The following is a 15,659-nucleotide window of genomic DNA, read 5'->3' as shown; positions in this document are numbered from 1 at the left end:
CCACCCGCCGCGCGGCCAACGCCGCCGGCGTGCAGCACCTGCCGCGCCTGACCGTCATCGAGGCCGACGTGCACGACCCGGCCGCGCTCGCGCGCCTGCTGCCCGGTCACGATGCGGTGGTCAACCTGGTGGCCATCCTGCATGGCAGCGAAGCCGCGTTCGAGCGCACCCATGTGGAACTGCCGCGCAAGATCGCCGCGGCCTGCCTGGCCAGCGGCGTGCGCCGCCTGGTGCACGTGAGTGCGCTGGGGGTGTCCGAAGATGGCCCGGCGAAGTACCAGCGCAGCAAGGCACGGGGCGAAGCGCTGTTGCGCGCTGCAGGGTTGGAGCTGACGGTGCTGCGGCCCAGCGTCATTTTTGGCGCGGGCGACCGCTTTCTCAACCTGTTCGCCCAGTTGCAGGCCGTCTTCCCGGTCATGCCACTGGCCGGTGCGTCCGCGCGCTTCCAGCCGGTGTGGGTGGAAGATGTGGCGAGCGCCGTGGTGGCCTGCCTGCAGGACCCCGCCACCGTGGGCCACACCTACGACTGCGCCGGTCCCGAGGTGCTCACCCTGGCCGACCTGGTGCGCCTGGCCGGCCGCCACGGCAGCCGTGCGCGCCCGGTGCTGCCCCTGCCCATGGCCGTGGGCCGGCTGCAGGCGCAGATGATGGAACTGGCGCCCGGCGAGCCGCTGATGAGCCGCGACAACCTGGACGCCATGCGCGTGGACAACGTCGCCACCGGCCAGCACCCGGGCCTGTCGGCACTGGGCATCACGCCCGCGTCGGTGCACGCGATCGCGCCCGGTTACCTGGGCCAGCGGGGCGTGCGCAGCGGCTTGCTTCAGGCGCGGGCGCGGCGCTGACGCTCTGGCGCAGCTTACAAGGCTCGAAAAAAAGCCACCGGATCGCAACGACCCGGTGGCGCCAAGAGACCTCGTCTCAGATGAAAACGGTCAGAACTGCATGCCGTATTGCACGCCGATGGACATCTGGCGCATCTTCACGGTTTCCTGAATCGCCGTGCCACTGCTCAGCAGCCCGTTGAACAATGAGGGGCCTGTGACCGATACGCTGGGCGCATACATGAAGGACCAGCTGAACGCCGACTTCGGTGACAAAGCATGTGTGCCGCCCATGGTCAGGTGCGTTTTCATCACACCGGGTGCCAGGATGTTGGGCGTGATGTTGGCGCTGGTCACCGGATTGCTGCCGTGGTTGAGGCCGACGCGCAACGTGGTGCTGCCATTCATGGCCCACTGCGCGCCCAGCTTGATCACGTTCACATCTTTCCAGCCAAACCCACCGCCGTTGTCCGCCCCCATGTTGAAACCGGCAGGGTTGCCGATGGACGCGACCTTGCTGTACGCGATGTGGTTGTAGTCGGCCAGGATCTGCACGGAAGGGGTGACCTGGAACGCAACGCCCAGCCCGACGTTTTCCGGAATATCGAAATCGCCCTGACCAGCGAAAAGTCCCGCGTAGTCCTTGAAGCGGCTCATGTTGATCTTGGGCGAATAAGAGGCCCCTACCGAAACGGTATCGGACAGCTTGCCCATGTACCCCAGGCGTATGCCAAGGCCGGTGCTGTCGTCGTGGCCGTTGTTCGTCAAGTGGGCAGGATCGGTGGATGCGCCAGGCACCATCTGGAACATCTGCAAGCCGTAGGCCGAGAACTGCTGGTACACCAGCAGCGGGCTCACGCCCACCGATTGACCAGGGCTGAACTGGTACGCGATGGTGGGCGCCACCACCAGCTGCGTCAGGTCCACGCCCAGCTGGCCCATACCGCACAAGGCGTTGCTGCCGGCCATGCCGCCAAAACCGGTGCAATCGGTCGTGCCACCGGGGTAGGTGGAATTCATGCCCCCGTTGCCGTAGACCGTCACGCCGACAGCCAGGTCTTTTGACAGGCTCTTGTTGTAGCCGAATTCAGGGATCAGGAAGCTGTTCTTGCCGCTCTCCACCGTTCCCAGGGGCGCACCGCTGAAGCTGCGGCTCATCTCGCGCTTGGGCATGAACAGGTCCACACCACCTTCCAGGCGGTCACCGGCAAAAGCCGCCTGCGCCGGGTTGTTGGCGCCGGCAAATGCGTCTTGTGCCACAGCCAGGCCGGCGCCGGCCATGCCTTTGGCCTTGATGCCGTAGCCGTGGGAGAAATAGCCGTTGGTGGCATGGGCCGGCAGCAGCGCAGACCCCAGGGCCACCAGCGTGGCGGCGCGCAGCGCGTGGAATGGAAATGTCATGCAGAAGTCTCCTCAACGTTTGGATATGTTTTGACCAGAACGGGCGTTCGCTCAGAACTCACCCTTGGAGCCGCGCTGCATCATTTCCCAGATGGTGTCGCGCACGGCCTGGGCTTCTTCCTTGAGCGGCGAGGGCAGCTTGCGGCCCATCTTGACCATCATGTCCATGTTCAGGGTGTAGAGCCACAGGCTGCCATCGTCGTGCTCCACCATGCTGATGCGGCAGGGCAGGTAGGCGGCCATGTGCGGGCTGAAGTCCACCATCCGGCGGGCCGTGCCGGGGCTGCAGAACGAGTACACCGTCAGCAGCTTTTCCTTCTTGCCCGAGCGGGCTTCCAGCTCCTTGGACAGCGGCAGGGTGCCCACGTCGCGCATGTTGCGCTCCACCGCAACAAGCTTGAAGATTTCCTCCACCTCGCTGGCCTTGAGGCCGGGCTTGACCTTCGCTTCCCAGGTCGTGGCGATGGCGATGTCGCCGTTGCCTTCGATCCAGCGGTCCCACATGCGGGACGCTTCGGCACCCGCACCGCTTTCGAGCTTGCCCATGGTCGAAATGGTGCCGCAGCCGGTGGTGGCGAGCAGCGTGGCGGCCATGGCCAGGCCCAGTGAGATGCGTTTCCAGATGTGCATGGGATCCTCGTGTTGAACGTGCGTTGGCGGGGAAAGGTGGAGCAGGCTTGACGAAAGTCAAGCTCTCGCAGCGGGGTCAACCATAGCCGTCTGCGTCCTTTGGCGTCATTGGTGACTACCCTAGGGGGTAGGGTAATTTCCCCAACAAGAGCGCCATCAGGGAACACCATCGATTGGTGCATTGCGATTTTTGGCAAACTGACGCCACCCACTCCTCACTGGAACCCACCATGCCCGCCAGAAAAGCGCCCCCCGCTGCCGCCACTGAAACCGTCAGCACCACTCCGGCTTCCTCCTACCGGTCCGAGCACCAGCGCGACGTGATCAACCGGCTCAAGCGCATCGAGGGCCAGGTGCGCGGCCTGATCGAGATGGTGGAAACGGGCCGTTCGTGCGAGGACGTGGCCCAGCAGATGTCCGCGGCGCGCAAGGCCATGGACAAGGCCTTCTACCGGATGATGGCCTGCTCGGTCATGGAGGCGGTGAGCGACAGCGAAGGCGACCCGATGCGCGAGGTCGAACGCTCCACCCGCATCCTGGAAAAGTACGCCTGAGGCAGGCGCCGCCCCCACGGTGGCAGCCCGGAATCAATGCGGCGCCGATTTCGCATCAATGACCGCGCGCCCGCCCCTTAGCATGGAGTCCTCTATCGCTTGAGGAGGTCTTCATGGCATTGCAGCTCTACATCGGCAACAAGAACTACTCGTCCTGGTCCATGCGCCCCTGGGTGCTGCTGACGCAGGCCGGCATCCCGTTCGACGAGGTCATGGTCCGTTTCGATTCGCTCGAAGCCGGATCGACGTTCAAGAACACCATCGGCCGCATCAACCCGGTGGGCAAGGTGCCGGTGCTGGTGGACGACGGCTTTGCCGTGTGGGACACGCTGGCGATCGCCGAATACCTGGCTGAGCGCTTTCCGGAGCACGGGCTGTGGCCGGCGGACCCGAAAGCCCGTGCGCGGGCCCGCAGCGTGTGCGCCGAAATGCACAGCGGCTTCACCTCGCTGCGCAGCCACTGCGGCATGAACATCGAAGCCTCGTTGCCGGAGATCGGCCGCATCGTCTGGCGCGACCAGCCGGGCGTGCGCGCCGATCTGGCGCGCATCGAAACGATCTGGACCGAACTGCTGGACGCGCACAGTGGCCCGATGCTGTTCGGCGCCTTCAGCATCGCCGACGCGTACTTCGCGCCCGTCTGCTCGCGCATCCGCACCTACGCGCTGCCCGTCAGCCCGACCGTGCAAGCCTATGTGGACCGGGTCCATGCCCTGCCCGGCGTGCAGGCCTGGGTGCAGCAGGCGCTGGCCGAACACGACTTCGTGGACTTCGACGAACCCTACCGAGCGAAATAGCCCCCACGCTCCGCCGCTGACGCGGGTCGCTGCCCCCCGAGGGGGTGCGAATTCAGCTGGGGAGCGGCCCGGCGCTGAATTCCCCGCCCCCACGCTTTCCCGCTGCGAGGGTGTCCGCGCCCTACACTCGCCTGATGGACATTTATCTCGTGGGCGGCGCGGTGCGCGACGCCCTGCTCGCGCGGGACACGGCCGCCGCCGCACACGTTGATCGCGACTGGGTGGTGGTGGGCGCCACCCCCGAGGCCATGGCCGCCCAGGGCTACCTGCCGGTGGGCAAGGACTTCCCGGTCTTCCTCCACCCGCAGACCCGCGAGGAATACGCGCTGGCGCGCACTGAGCGCAAAACCGCGCCGGGGTACCACGGCTTCCAGTTCCAAACCGACCCCGGCGTCACGCTCGAAGAAGACCTGGCCCGGCGCGACCTGACCATCAACGCCATGGCGGTGGCCCAGGCCGAAGCGGACGCCCCGACGACGGCCACGCTGATCGACCCGCATGGCGGCCAGAGCGACCTGCGGCAGCGCGTGCTGCGGCACGTGACCGGCGCCTTCGCCGAAGACCCGGTGCGCATCTTGCGGCTGGCGCGCTTCGCCGCCCGCTTCCCGGATTTTTCGGTGGCCACCGAAACGCAGGCCCTGATGGTGCGGATGGTGGAAGACGGCGAGGTGGACCACCTGGTGCCCGAGCGCGTCTGGCAGGAGCTCTCGCGCGGCCTGATGGCGCAGCGCCCGAGCCGCATGTTCGAGGTGCTGCGCGGCTGCGGCGCGCTGGCCCGCCTGCTGCCCGAGGTGGACCGCCTGTGGGGCGTGCCCCAGCGCGCCGACCACCACCCCGAGGTGGACACAGGCGTGCACCTGATGATGGTGATGGACATGAGCGCCCGCCTGGGCGCCAGCCTGCCGGTGCGCTTTGCCTGCCTGTGCCACGACCTCGGCAAGGGCACCACGCCCGCCGACGTGCTGCCACGCCACATCGGCCACGAGGAACGCAGCGCCCGCCTGCTCAAGGACGTGTGCGAACGCTGGCGCGTGCCGCGCGACTGCCGCGAACTGGCCGACGTGGTCGCGCGCGAACACGGCCACGTGCACCGCTGTGGCGACTTCAGCCCGACCGCCCTGTTGCGCCTGCTGGAGCGCTGCGACGCCCTGCGCCGGCCCGAACGCTTCACCGAGGTGCTGCTGGCCTGCGAGTGCGACGCGCGCGGCCGGCTGGGTTTTGAAGACAGCGCCTACCCGCAGCGCGACCGCCTGCTGCGCGCCCTCACCGCGGCCAGCACCGTGGACCCGGCACCGCTGGCCGCCCACCTCACGGCCAGCCTGCCGGCCGACGCCAGCGCACAGATCCGCGCCCAGCTGGGGCCGCGCATCGCCCACGCCGTGCACGCCGCGCGCGCCAGCGCCGTGGCTGCCGCGTTCGACGCGAACGCATGAGCCAAGGCGCCCGGATAATCGGGTCATGGCCCACCTGCTGATTGTTGAAGACGACGAACTCCTGCGCGACGGCCTGAGCGCGCAACTGGCCCAGGCCGGTCACCGCGTCACCACCGCCGAAGACGGCGCCGCCGCCCTCACCCGCCTGGGTGCCGAAGCCTTCGACGGCGTGGTGCTGGACCTGGGCCTGCCCAAGGTCGATGGTCTGTCCGTGCTGCGCCAGTTGCGCCAGACCATGCCGGCGCTGCCAGTGCTCATCCTGACCGCGCGCGACGGCATCGAAGACCGGGTCGCTGGCCTGAACGCCGGGGCCGACGACTACCTGACCAAACCCTTCAACCGCGACGAGCTGCTGGCCCGCCTGCAGTCCATGCTGCGGCGCGCCAGCCTGCCCGCCTTTGACGCCACGTCCGCGCAGACCCCGGCCACAGCGAACACCCTGCGGGTGGACCCGAACCTGCCGCGCGCCTGGCTGGGCGAGGACGCGATCGACCTGACGCAGCGCGAATGGGCGCTGCTGGACCTGCTGGTGCGCCACGCCGGCCAGGTGGTCAGCCGCGAAGACGTGATCGGTGTCTGGCAGGCCGAACCCGGCGAGACCGGCGGCGTGGCCTCCAACGCGCTGGAGGTGTACGTGCACCGCCTGCGCCGCAAGCTCGCGGGCTCGACGCTGAACATCCGCAACATCCGTGGCCTGGGCTACATGCTGGAAATATGAAGCCCTCCCTGCGCCGCTGCGCGGCTTCCCCCCTCTGGCCTGCGGCCGGGGGGAACGCACCCTGTGGCCTGGCAAAGCCAGTTCCACGGGTGCCCTGGGCCGAGGCACGTGCGCCGGAAGCTGCTCTTCCCCCCTGCGCCGCTGCGCGGCTTCCCCCCTCTAGCCTGCGGCCGGGGGGGACGCACCCTGTGGCCCGGCAGAGCCGGTTCCACGGGTGCCCTGGTCGCAGCCACGTGCGCCGGCCGCCTGCACTCTCCGCCTGCAACGGCGTGCTTGCGCTGCACCGCTGACACGATCTGCCCATGGCCGAATCTGCCCGCCCCTCTCTGCGCCGCCAGCTGCTGCTGTGGCTGCTGCTGCCGCAACTGGTCCTGTGGGCCGGGGGTGGCCTGCTGGCCTACCGCATCGCGCTGGCCTACGCCGAAAAAGGCATCGACCAGTCGCTCACACAGTCGGTTCGGTCGCTCGCGCGCCAGGTCAAGCCCATCGGCTCGTGTCTGCTGGTGGACTTCCCGCGCGCCGCGCAGGACGTGCTGGAAGCCGACCCGACCGACCGCGTGAGCTACATGGTGTCCTCGCCACCCGGCGAATTCCTGCTGGGCAACCAGCGGCTGCCGCAGCCCGATGGCATGAGCAGCGCGCAAGGTGAACCACTGCTCTACACCGCCAGCCTCGACGGCAAACCGATGCGCTTTGTGGCCATGGACGTGAGCTACGGAGAAACCGGTTCGCCGCAGACGCTGCGCGTGCAGGTGGCCAAAGGCCTCGCGGTGCAGCAGCGCATCGCCGGGGAACTGGTGGCCGACATGCTGGCCCCGCTGCTGGCCCTGGGCGTGTTGCTGAGCCTGGCGGTGTACGGTGGCATCCAGCGCGGGCTGACCCCGCTCACGCGGCTGACCGCGCAGCTGGAAAACCGCTCGGTCAATGCCCTCTCGCCCATCGCCGCCACGCAGGCCCCGGGCGAGGTGCACGCGCTGGTGCAGGCCATCAACGGCCTGCTGGGCGAGGTGGCGCGCAGCGTGCAGCAGGAAAAGCGCTTCATCAACGACGCGGCCCACCAGCTGCGCACGCCACTGGCCGGCCTGATCAGCCAGGTGGAGCTGGCGCAGCGCCAGACCGGCGACCCCGCGCTGGCCGAACGCCTGGCCAAGGTGCACACCGGCGCCGAACGCAGCGCCCACCTGGTGCACCAGTTGCTGACGCTGGCACGCACCGAAAGCCAGGTGCGGCGCGAACCGCTGGACCTGGCCGCCCTGGCCCGCGACGTGGCACGCGAATGGACCCCGCGCGCGCTGGCTGCCGGCATGGACCTGGGTTACGAAGGCGAGGAGCACCTGCAGATCGAAGGTGACGCGCTGCAGCTGCGCGAAGCGCTGAGCAACCTGATCGACAACGCGCTGCGCTACACCCCGCGCGGCAGCAGCATCACGCTTCGCGTGCGGCAAGGCAGCGACGGTGCGCGGCTGGCGGTGGAAGACAACGGCCCCGGTCTGTCGGCCGACGACCTGAACCATGTGTTCCAGCGCTTCTGGCGCGCCAACGAGAGCCCCGGCGGCTGCGGCTTGGGCCTGGCCATCGTGCAGGAGATCGCCCACCGGCACGGCGGCGAGGCCACCGTACAGAGCCTGCGACCGCAGGGCTTGCGGATCGAATTGCGGTTGGTGTGACGTGAAGCACCCCCTGCGCCGCTGACGCGGCTTCCCCCTCTCTGGCGCGCCTTCGGCGCTGGGAGGGGGACGCACCCTGTGGCCGGGCGAAGCCCGTTCCACGGGTGCCCTGGATGGAGGCACTGCGCGCCGTGGAGGTATTCACCCCCATGCCGTCCAGGGCGGGCTGAGCAGCACAGGGGCGCCCGGGGAAAGGGGGCGCGCATGTTTGAGGCGACAGCCGAGTTTGCGAATGTCCCCCGCGAACCGAGCAGCGCAAGGCACCGCGCAGCGGCCCGGACTTCGGCCCGCCTTTTCTTTGCCTTCTTTCTTTTGGCGGAGCAAAAGAAAGAAGGTCGGCCGCCGGGCCGAGACCCGGCCAAACCCGTCAGCCGACAAAAAGAGAAGAAGCGTCCATCGACGTCAACCGCACACCAGACGACTTGTCGAACCAGTTGTTGTGCCGCCCGCTCACCGTCATGCCCACGTTGTCGCCCACCGCCACGCGGGTGTTGGCCGCCTCGCGCACCGTGATCAGGCCCACCGCCGTCTTGACCACCACATAGGTGTCGGCACCGGTCGGCTCGACCAGCACCACCTCGCCGCGCCAGGTGGCGTCGTCGTTCAGGTGGATGTGCTCGGGCCGCTGGCCCAGGGTGACCTCCGGGCCGTCCGGGCACGGCAGGTCCAGACCACCGCCCTCGAACACGAAGCGGCCGCCTTCACCCGCACGCTCGATACGGCCCTGGATGAAGTTCATGGTCGGTGAACCGATGAAGCCACCGACGTAGGTGTTGACCGGGCGGCGGTAGATCTCGTCGGGCGTGCCGATCTGCTGCAGGATGCCATCCTTCATCACCGCGATGCGGCTGCCCAGGGTCATGGCCTCGATCTGGTCGTGCGTCACGTACACCGTGGTGATGCCGCTGACGTGGTGCAGGCGCTTGATCTCGGCACGCATTTCCACACGCAGCTTGGCGTCCAGGTTGGACAGCGGCTCGTCGAACAGGAACAGCTGCGGGTCGCGCGCCAGGGCCCGGCCCATGGCCACGCGCTGGCGCTGGCCGCCCGAGAGCTGGGCCGGCCGGCGGTCCAGCAGGTGGCTGATCTGCAGCATGGCGGCGACCTCGTCGATGCGCTTCTTGCGCACGTCGGCCGGCACCTTGCGCATCTCCAGCGCGAAGCCGATGTTGTCGGCCACCGTCATGGTCGGGTAGAGCGCGTAGCTCTGGAACACCATGGCGATGTCGCGCTGCGCCGGCGCCATGCCGATCACGTTCTTGCCGCCGATGTGCAACTCGCCTTCGGTGGGCTCTTCCAGGCCGGCGATGATGTTCAGCAGCGTGGACTTGCCGCAGCCCGAGGGGCCGACCAGGATGAGGAATTCGCCCGGGGCGACGTCGATGTCGATGCGCTTGAGCACCTCGACCGTCTTGTCGCCTTTGCCGAACGCCTTGCGGATGCCTTTGATGTGCAGTGGAGAAGCCATGTGATTCAACCTTTGACGGCGCCGGCCGTCAGACCCTTGACGAAGTACTGTCCCGCGAGGACGTAGACCAGCATGGTGGGCAGGCCGGCGATGATCGCCGCGGCCATGTCCACGTTGTAGCTCTTGACGCTGCTGGTGGTGTTGGCCATGTTGTTCAGGCCCACCGTCACCGGCTTGCTGTCGGCGCCACTGAAGGCCACGCCGAACAGGAAGTCGTTCCAGATGTTGGTGAACTGCCAGATCAGCGTGACCATGAGGATGGGCGTGGACATGGGCAGCACGATGCGCCAGAAGATGCGCCAGAAGCCTGCGCCGTCGATGCGCGCGGCGTTCACCAGTTCGCGCGGCACGGCGGTGTAGTAGTTGCGGAAGAACAGCGTGGTACCGGCCATGCCGGCCAGGCTGTGCACCAGCACGAGGCCGGCAATGGAGCTGGACAGGCCCAGGTAGCCCAGCACCTGGCTCATGGGCAGCAGCACCACCTGGAAGGGCATGAACACGCCGAACAGCAGGAAGCCGAACAGCACCTCCGAGCCCCGGAACTTCCACATGCTCAGCACGTAGCCGTTGAGGGCACCCCAGGCGGTGGAGATCAGCACCGCGGGCACCGCCATGACCACCGAGTTCATGAAGTAGGGCTGGAGGCCGCGGCAGTCCACACCGGTGCAGGCACTGCTCCAGGCCAGCGCCCAGGACTCGAAGTTCAGCGACGTGGGCAGGCTCAGCAGGTTGCCGCTGCGGATCTGCTCGGCGTCCTTCAGCGACGTCACGACCATCACGTACAGCGGCGCCAGGAAGAACAGCGCCGCCACCAGCAGCAGGCCGTAGGTGAACACCCGGCCGAGGGTCAGGGATTTAGCGGTCATGGGGCTTGCTCCGCAGTTCGCTGTACAGATAGGGAACGACGATCGCTGCCACGGTCGCCAGCATCATGGTGGCGCTGGCCGCGCCCAGCCCGATCTGGCCGCGCGTGAAGCTCATGGTGTACATGAAGGTGGCGGGCACGTCGGTCGCGTAACCAGGGCCGCCGGCCGTGAGCGCCATCACCAGGTCGAAGCTCTTGATCGACAGGTGCGAGAGCACCAGGATGGTGGAGAACACCACCGGGCGCAGGATCGGCAGGATGATGCGCCAGTAGATCAGCGGCAGCGAGGCGCCGTCGATCTGGGCAGCCTTGATGATGCTGTCGTCGATGCCGCGCAAGCCGGCCAGGAACAGCGCCATGGCAAACCCGGCCGACTGCCAGATGCCCGCGATCACCACGCAGTAGATGGCGGTGTCGGACTGCACCAGCCAGTCGAAATTGAACGAGGCCCAGCCCAGGTCGTGCATCAGTTTCTGCAGACCGTCGCTGGGGTTGAGGATCCATTTCCAGGCCGTGCCGGTCACGATGAACGACAGCGCCATGGGGTAGAGGTAGATGGTGCGCAGGGTGCCTTCGGCGCGGATCTTCTGGTCCAGAAAGATCGCCAGCACCATGCCGACCAGCATCGAGCCGCCGACGTAGAGCACGCTGAAGATGCCCAGGTTTTTCAGGGCGACGTACCAGCGGTCCATGGACCAGAGCTGCACGTACTGCTCCAGGCCCACGAAGTTCTCGTAGTTGGGCAGCATGCGCGATCCGGTCATGGACAGCACGCCGTTCCAGATCATCAGCCCGTAGATGAACGCGAAACCGAGCACGAAGCCGGGCGCGATCACCAGCTTGGGCAGCAGGTTCTCGAAGCTTTTCATGGGGAGGAAGGAATGAGCCGTCCCGTTCGCGCGGAACGGGACGGCGATGGCCACCGGTCGGTGGCCGGGCGTGAGGCTTACTTGGTGGCCGCGGCCTTGGCGATGTTCTTCACACCGTCAGCGACCGAGATCTTGTCGTCGTTCCAGATATGGCTGACGGCGTCCTTGATGGCGCCTTCTGCGGCCGGGCTGATGGCCATGCCGTGGGCCACGGAGGGCACCAGGCCACCGCTCTTGGCGGTGTCGACGAAGTCCTTGCTGGAGAGCTTTGCACAGTCGTCGAACTTGTCCATCTTCATGTTCAGGCGCACCGGGATCGAACCCTTGTTCAGGTTGAACACTTCCTGGAACTCGGTGCCCATGATGGAAGCTGCCAGGTCACCCTGTGCCTTCTGAGCAGTGGCGTCCTTCAGCTTGAACATGGCGAAGGAATCCACGTTGAAGGTGTAGGCGTTGGCCGTGCCGGGGGCTGCAGCGCAGATGTAGTCCTTGCCCGGCACCTTGCCGGCGGCCGAGAACTCGCCCTTGGCCCAGTCACCCATGAACTGGAACGCAGCCTTCTCCTGGATCACCATGGCCGTGGCCAGGTTCCAGTCGCGGCCCGGGGCAGCGGCGTCGGTGTAGGACTTGATCTTGCGGAAAGTTTCCAGCGACTTGGTCATGGTCGGGCTGGTCAGGGCCTTGGGGTCGAGCTTGACCAGGGCGTCCTGGTAGAACTTGGCGCCACCGACACCCAGCACCACCGATTCAAAGGTGGTGAAGTCCTGCCAGTTCTGGCCGCCGTGGGCCACGGGGATCAGGCCGGCCTTCTTGACCTTCTCGGCCGCAGCGAAGAACTCGTCCCAGGTCTTGGGCGTACCGGTCACGCCGGCCTTCTTCAGGACGTTGGCGTTGGCCCACATCCAGTTGACGCGGTGCACGTTGACCGGGGCGGCCACGTAGTTGCCCTTGTACTTCATGACGTTGGCGACCACCGCGGGCAGCAGGCTGTCCCACTTCTCGGCCTTGGCGACGGTGTCGAGGTTGGCCAGCACGCCTTCGTTGGCCCATTCCTGGATGGCCGGGCCCTTGATCTGGGCCGCTGCAGGCGGGTTGCCCGACACGACACGGCTCTTGAGCACCGTGGCGGCGTTGTCACCACCACCACCGGCGACCGCGAAGTCCTTCCAAACGTGGCCCTTGGCCTGCATGATCTTCTTCAGCTCGGCAACCGACTTGGCCTCGCCGCCCGAGGTCCAGTAGTGCAGGACCTCCACTTCACCAGCAACGGCAGCGGAACCGGCCACCACGAAGGCGGCTGCGGCAGCGAGTTTCGAAAGTTTCATCATGATGTCCCCATCCAAAAAATGAATTGGCCGCGTGTGGTTTGAGTAGGCGCGGCGTTGATCGAGACGGCACCGCGCCGCCTCGGTCATTAATATTTCATTAATTAATGATCGCGAACATCGGGACAAACCCGTACCGGTGCAGCGGTCCTGCCGTCCTGCGGCGTGGGACGCGGCTCAATGGTCGGCGTCAAGCGCCCGGGCGGCGCCCATCAGCGCCGGCGACTGGCGCGAAGTGATGACCCAGACCGGGATGGCCTGCAGGTAGGCGCTGAAGCGGCCTTTGGCCTCGAAGCGCTGGCGGAACGGCGAGCGGTCGAACCAGTCTCCCAGCCGCGGCACGATGCCACCACCGATGTAGACGCCGCCACGCGCGCCCAGGGTCAGTGCCAGGTTGCCCGCGACCGAGCCCAGCAACGCGCAGAAGTGGGTGAGCGCTTCGCTGGCCTGCGGCAGGCGGCCGACCAGCGCAGCCTCGGTCACCTCGGCCGCGTGGGCCAGGGCCCGCTCGGGCACACCGTCGGCCGCGCACAGGATGGCGCAGGCATCGACCAGACCCTGGCCGCAGAGCAGCCGCTCGGCCGAGGCACGGCCGTAGCGCTGGATCAGCCCGTCCATCACCAGGCGCTCCCGCGCACTGACCGCCGGCAGGGTGACGTGGCCGCCCTCGCCGTTGATGGGCAGCCAGCCACCGCGCCGGTCGGGCAGCAGGCCCGAGACGCCCAGGCCGGTGCCTGCGCCCAGCAGGGCGATGGGTGCGTCGGGCACGGCGGCGCCACCGCCGACCTGGTGAAGTTCGCCGGCCGGCAGCACCGGCAAGGCGAGCGCGAGCGCGGTGAAGTCGTTGAGCAACTGCAGGTTCTGCAGGCCGAACTCGGCCTTGACCGCCGACTGGGAGAACACCCAGTGGTGGTTGGTCATGCGCACCTCGTCGCCCGTGATCGGGTTGGCGATGGCGATGGCCGCCGCCTGCGGGCGGCCCTGCCCCAGGCCGTCCAGATAGGCGTGCACCGCTGCGGGCAGCGTGGGGTATTCGGCACAAGGCAGCACGCGCACGTCGCTGATGGGGGCGCCGGGCGCGGCCTGCCAGGCAAAGCGCGCGTTGGTGCCGCCGACGTCGGCGAGCAGGCGGGGAAAGGAGCGGGGGTTGGGGGCAGAGGGCGTGGACATGGGGGGCGATGATAGCGAGCCTGTAACTTGGTTACAAGCTCTGCCCCACCCCAAAAACACCGCTCAGAAGGTGTGAATGCATCGGGCGAGCCCGAGCGGGGTGTGCAGGGTGCGCCCATCAAGGCGCAAAGCACAGCCATGGCTGGTGCCATGGCGCGCATTTGCAACGAAGAGGGTCACGCCCTGCGCGTCACGAGCGGGTTTGCCCGATGCGTTCACACCTTCTCAGGTGTGCGACCGCGCCCAGCGGACGATGTCCGCCGCGCCCATGGCGCCCGGCTGGCGCGCCACTTCGCGTCCGTTGACGAACAGCGCCAGCGTCGGGATGCTGCGGATGTTGTAGCGCGCCGCGAGGTTCTGCGCGATTTCGGTGTTGACCTTGGCCAGGCGCATCCGCGGCTCCAGCTGCTGCGCCGCCTGCTCGAAGGCGGGCGCCATCATGCGGCAGGGGCCACACCAGGGGGCCCAGAAATCCACCAGCACCGGCAATTGCGAGCGCCCGATGTGCTTGTCGAACGCGGCCTCGTCGTCCAGTGCCATGGGGTGGCCGCTGAACAGCGGCTGGTGGCACTTGCCGCAGTCGGGCGCGCTGGCCAGGGCCGGCGCGGCGACGCGGTTGGTGGTGTGGCAGTGGGGGCAGACGACGTGCAGGGGATCGATGGACATGGAAACACTCCTCAATGGCGTTCACATGCGCCCGCCGCCGCGTTTTTCAAGACACCCCGCGGGGTATCAGATCACCTTGCTGATCAGACTGGCCACCATGCTCAGCAGGATGGTGGTGGTGAACGGCAGGAAAAACTCGCGCCCGAACAGCCGGAACCGAAGGTCGCCCGGCAGCTTGCCAAAACCCAGTTTGTTCAGCAGCGGAGAGAACCAGCTGATCAGCAGCAGGGCCAGGAAGATGACGATCATCCAGCGGATCACGTGGGGCTCCTAAAGGCGATGGGTGCGGTCGCCAGCGGCAAAACCGATGGCATCCCAGCCGGTGGCGCTGGCTTTGGGCGCCAGGCCGATCACCTTGAACAGCTCGCCCATCTCGTGTTCGTTGACCAGCTTGCCCAGCATGGCGTTCTCGCGCACGTCGGCGTCTTTCGCCACGTCCAGCAGGCCGCAGTTGATGAGGAAGCGCCCTTGGCCGGTGTAGCCCAGCACGGTCATGCCGGCGTCCTGCGCGGCCAGCGCGATGCCGGTGAAGTTGACGTGGGCGGTGATGTCCTTGAACCCCACATCGGCCAGCGGGTTGTCGTCGCTCTGGTGCGCCCGGTGGCAAATCAGCGTGCCCATGTGGCGCTGCGGGTGGTAGTACTCGGCCTCGGGGAAGCCGTAGTCGATGAAGAAGGCCGCGCCGCGCCGCAGCCGCTCGGCCAGGGTGCGGACGAAGGCCTCGCCCTGAGGGTGGATTTCGGTCAGGTAATTGTGCGGGCCTTCGATGTCCAGCGGCGGTCGCAGCTCGGTCGGGCGCTCGGCCCAGCCCAGCGCACCGTTTTCGTCCACCACCACGCCGCGCTCGTACCAGCGGCCGTCGGCCTGACCGCCGATGCGCACCAGCAGTTGCACCGGCATGGCATCGAGCACCTCGTTGCCGATCACCACGCCCTCGAACGCATCGGGCAGCCGGTCGGCCCAGACCACGCGCTCGGCGTGGCGGGCCAGCGTGGCCTGCTGGCGCGCGCGCAGCGTGCCCGACAGGTCCAAGATGGTGTAACGCCGCGGCGCCTGGCCCAGGGCAGCCAGCGCATCCAGCACCTGCAGCGCCAGCGCGCCGGTGCCGGCGCCGAATTCCCACACCTCGTCCGTCCCGGTGGCCGCCAGCGCCTGCGCCACCTGGCGCGCCAGCGTGTGGCCGAACAGCGGGCTCAGCTCGGGCGCGGTCACGAAGTCGCTGCCCTGCCCGGCCGTGCCGCCGGGCATCTGGCCGAATTTGGGCAGCGCATT

16 protein-coding genes are annotated in these 15,659 nt (G+C 67.7%); 6 read left to right on the top strand and 10 right to left on the bottom strand.

Annotation, left to right across the window (positions count from 1 at the left end; genetic code table 11):
* The coding region (locus ACR2JA_RS20390) for a complex I NDUFA9 subunit family protein (RefSeq protein ID WP_434010886.1) at positions 1 to 845 on the top strand (845 nt) is incomplete at its 5' end.
* Positions 846 to 935: 90 nt separating this feature from the next.
* Here ACR2JA_RS20390 and ACR2JA_RS20385 read toward each other — a convergent pair.
* Together ACR2JA_RS20385 and ACR2JA_RS20380 are read right to left on the bottom strand one after the other, a co-directional pair.
* Entirely contained in the window at positions 936 to 2,225 is a 1,290-nt protein-coding gene (locus tag ACR2JA_RS20385; RefSeq protein ID WP_434010885.1) for an OmpP1/FadL family transporter, read from the bottom strand.
* Positions 2,226 to 2,276: 51 nt separating this feature from the next.
* On the bottom strand, positions 2,277 to 2,855 hold the full coding sequence (locus ACR2JA_RS20380; protein ID WP_434010884.1) for a DUF302 domain-containing protein: 579 nt from the start codon (positions 2,853 to 2,855) through the stop codon (positions 2,277 to 2,279).
* A gap of 230 nt (positions 2,856 to 3,085) precedes the next feature.
* On the opposite strand from ACR2JA_RS20380, the gene ACR2JA_RS20375 reads away from it, so the two are divergent.
* The 5 genes from ACR2JA_RS20375 (at position 3,086) to ACR2JA_RS20355 (ending at position 8,024) form a co-directional block, all read left to right on the top strand.
* On the top strand, positions 3,086 to 3,409 hold the full coding sequence (locus ACR2JA_RS20375; RefSeq protein ID WP_434010883.1) for a metal-sensitive transcriptional regulator: 324 nt from the start codon (positions 3,086 to 3,088) through the stop codon (positions 3,407 to 3,409).
* A 113-nt stretch (positions 3,410 to 3,522) separates the two neighbouring features.
* Positions 3,523 to 4,206 (top strand): glutathione S-transferase family protein, encoded by a 684-nt coding sequence (locus tag ACR2JA_RS20370; protein ID WP_434010882.1) that lies wholly within the window; start codon positions 3,523 to 3,525, stop codon positions 4,204 to 4,206.
* A gap of 134 nt (positions 4,207 to 4,340) precedes the next feature.
* Positions 4,341 to 5,639 carry a multifunctional CCA addition/repair protein gene (locus tag ACR2JA_RS20365; protein ID WP_434010881.1) on the top strand — a complete coding sequence of 433 codons (1,299 nt, stop codon included), beginning with the start codon at positions 4,341 to 4,343 and terminating at the stop codon, positions 5,637 to 5,639.
* Positions 5,640 to 5,664: 25 nt separating this feature from the next.
* Positions 5,665 to 6,357 (top strand): response regulator transcription factor, encoded by a 693-nt coding sequence (locus ACR2JA_RS20360; protein ID WP_434010880.1) that lies wholly within the window; start codon positions 5,665 to 5,667, stop codon positions 6,355 to 6,357.
* 302 nt (positions 6,358 to 6,659) lie between these two features.
* The gene (locus ACR2JA_RS20355) at positions 6,660 to 8,024 is read left to right on the top strand and encodes a sensor histidine kinase (RefSeq protein ID WP_434010879.1); all 1,365 of its coding nucleotides are present in this window, start codon (positions 6,660 to 6,662) and stop codon (positions 8,022 to 8,024) included.
* Between the two features lie 367 nt (positions 8,025 to 8,391).
* Here ACR2JA_RS20355 and ACR2JA_RS20350 read toward each other — a convergent pair whose 3' ends face one another.
* From ACR2JA_RS20350 to ACR2JA_RS20315, 8 genes are all read right to left on the bottom strand, one after another.
* Entirely contained in the window at positions 8,392 to 9,492 is a 1,101-nt protein-coding gene (locus ACR2JA_RS20350) for an ABC transporter ATP-binding protein (RefSeq protein ID WP_434010878.1), read from the bottom strand.
* Positions 9,493 to 9,497: 5 nt separating this feature from the next.
* Positions 9,498 to 10,358 (bottom strand): carbohydrate ABC transporter permease, encoded by an 861-nt coding sequence (locus ACR2JA_RS20345; RefSeq protein WP_434010877.1) that lies wholly within the window; start codon positions 10,356 to 10,358, stop codon positions 9,498 to 9,500.
* Complete coding sequence (locus tag ACR2JA_RS20340) at positions 10,348 to 11,226, bottom strand: carbohydrate ABC transporter permease (protein WP_434010876.1); 879 nt, start codon at positions 11,224 to 11,226, stop codon at positions 10,348 to 10,350. Before ACR2JA_RS20340 ends, ACR2JA_RS20345 begins: the two co-directional genes overlap by 11 nt.
* 77 nt (positions 11,227 to 11,303) lie before the next feature.
* Positions 11,304 to 12,554 carry an ABC transporter substrate-binding protein gene (locus ACR2JA_RS20335; protein ID WP_434010875.1) on the bottom strand — a complete coding sequence of 417 codons (1,251 nt, stop codon included), beginning with the start codon at positions 12,552 to 12,554 and terminating at the stop codon, positions 11,304 to 11,306.
* 174 nt (positions 12,555 to 12,728) lie between these two features.
* Positions 12,729 to 13,721 carry a glucokinase gene (locus tag ACR2JA_RS20330; protein WP_434010874.1) on the bottom strand — a complete coding sequence of 331 codons (993 nt, stop codon included), beginning with the start codon at positions 13,719 to 13,721 and terminating at the stop codon, positions 12,729 to 12,731.
* Positions 13,722 to 13,946: 225 nt separating this feature from the next.
* Positions 13,947 to 14,387: a thioredoxin TrxC gene (gene trxC, locus ACR2JA_RS20325; protein WP_434010873.1), complete on the bottom strand. Its 441-nt coding sequence runs from the start codon at positions 14,385 to 14,387 to the stop codon at positions 13,947 to 13,949.
* Between the two features lie 66 nt (positions 14,388 to 14,453).
* Positions 14,454 to 14,648, bottom strand: a complete 195-nt coding sequence (locus ACR2JA_RS20320) for a DUF2905 domain-containing protein (protein WP_434010872.1) — start codon at positions 14,646 to 14,648, stop codon at positions 14,454 to 14,456.
* A 9-nt stretch (positions 14,649 to 14,657) separates the two neighbouring features.
* On the bottom strand, positions 14,658 to 15,659 hold a 1,002-nt coding region (locus tag ACR2JA_RS20315), incomplete at its 5' end, for a class I SAM-dependent methyltransferase (protein ID WP_434010871.1).

Origin of the sequence: Hydrogenophaga sp. (genome assembly GCF_051007235.1) — a bacterium.
Classification (GTDB): domain Bacteria; phylum Pseudomonadota; class Gammaproteobacteria; order Burkholderiales; family Burkholderiaceae_C; genus Hydrogenophaga.
The sequence above is the reverse complement of the archived record's forward strand: the minus strand, read 5'-3'. Positions and strand labels throughout refer to the sequence as shown.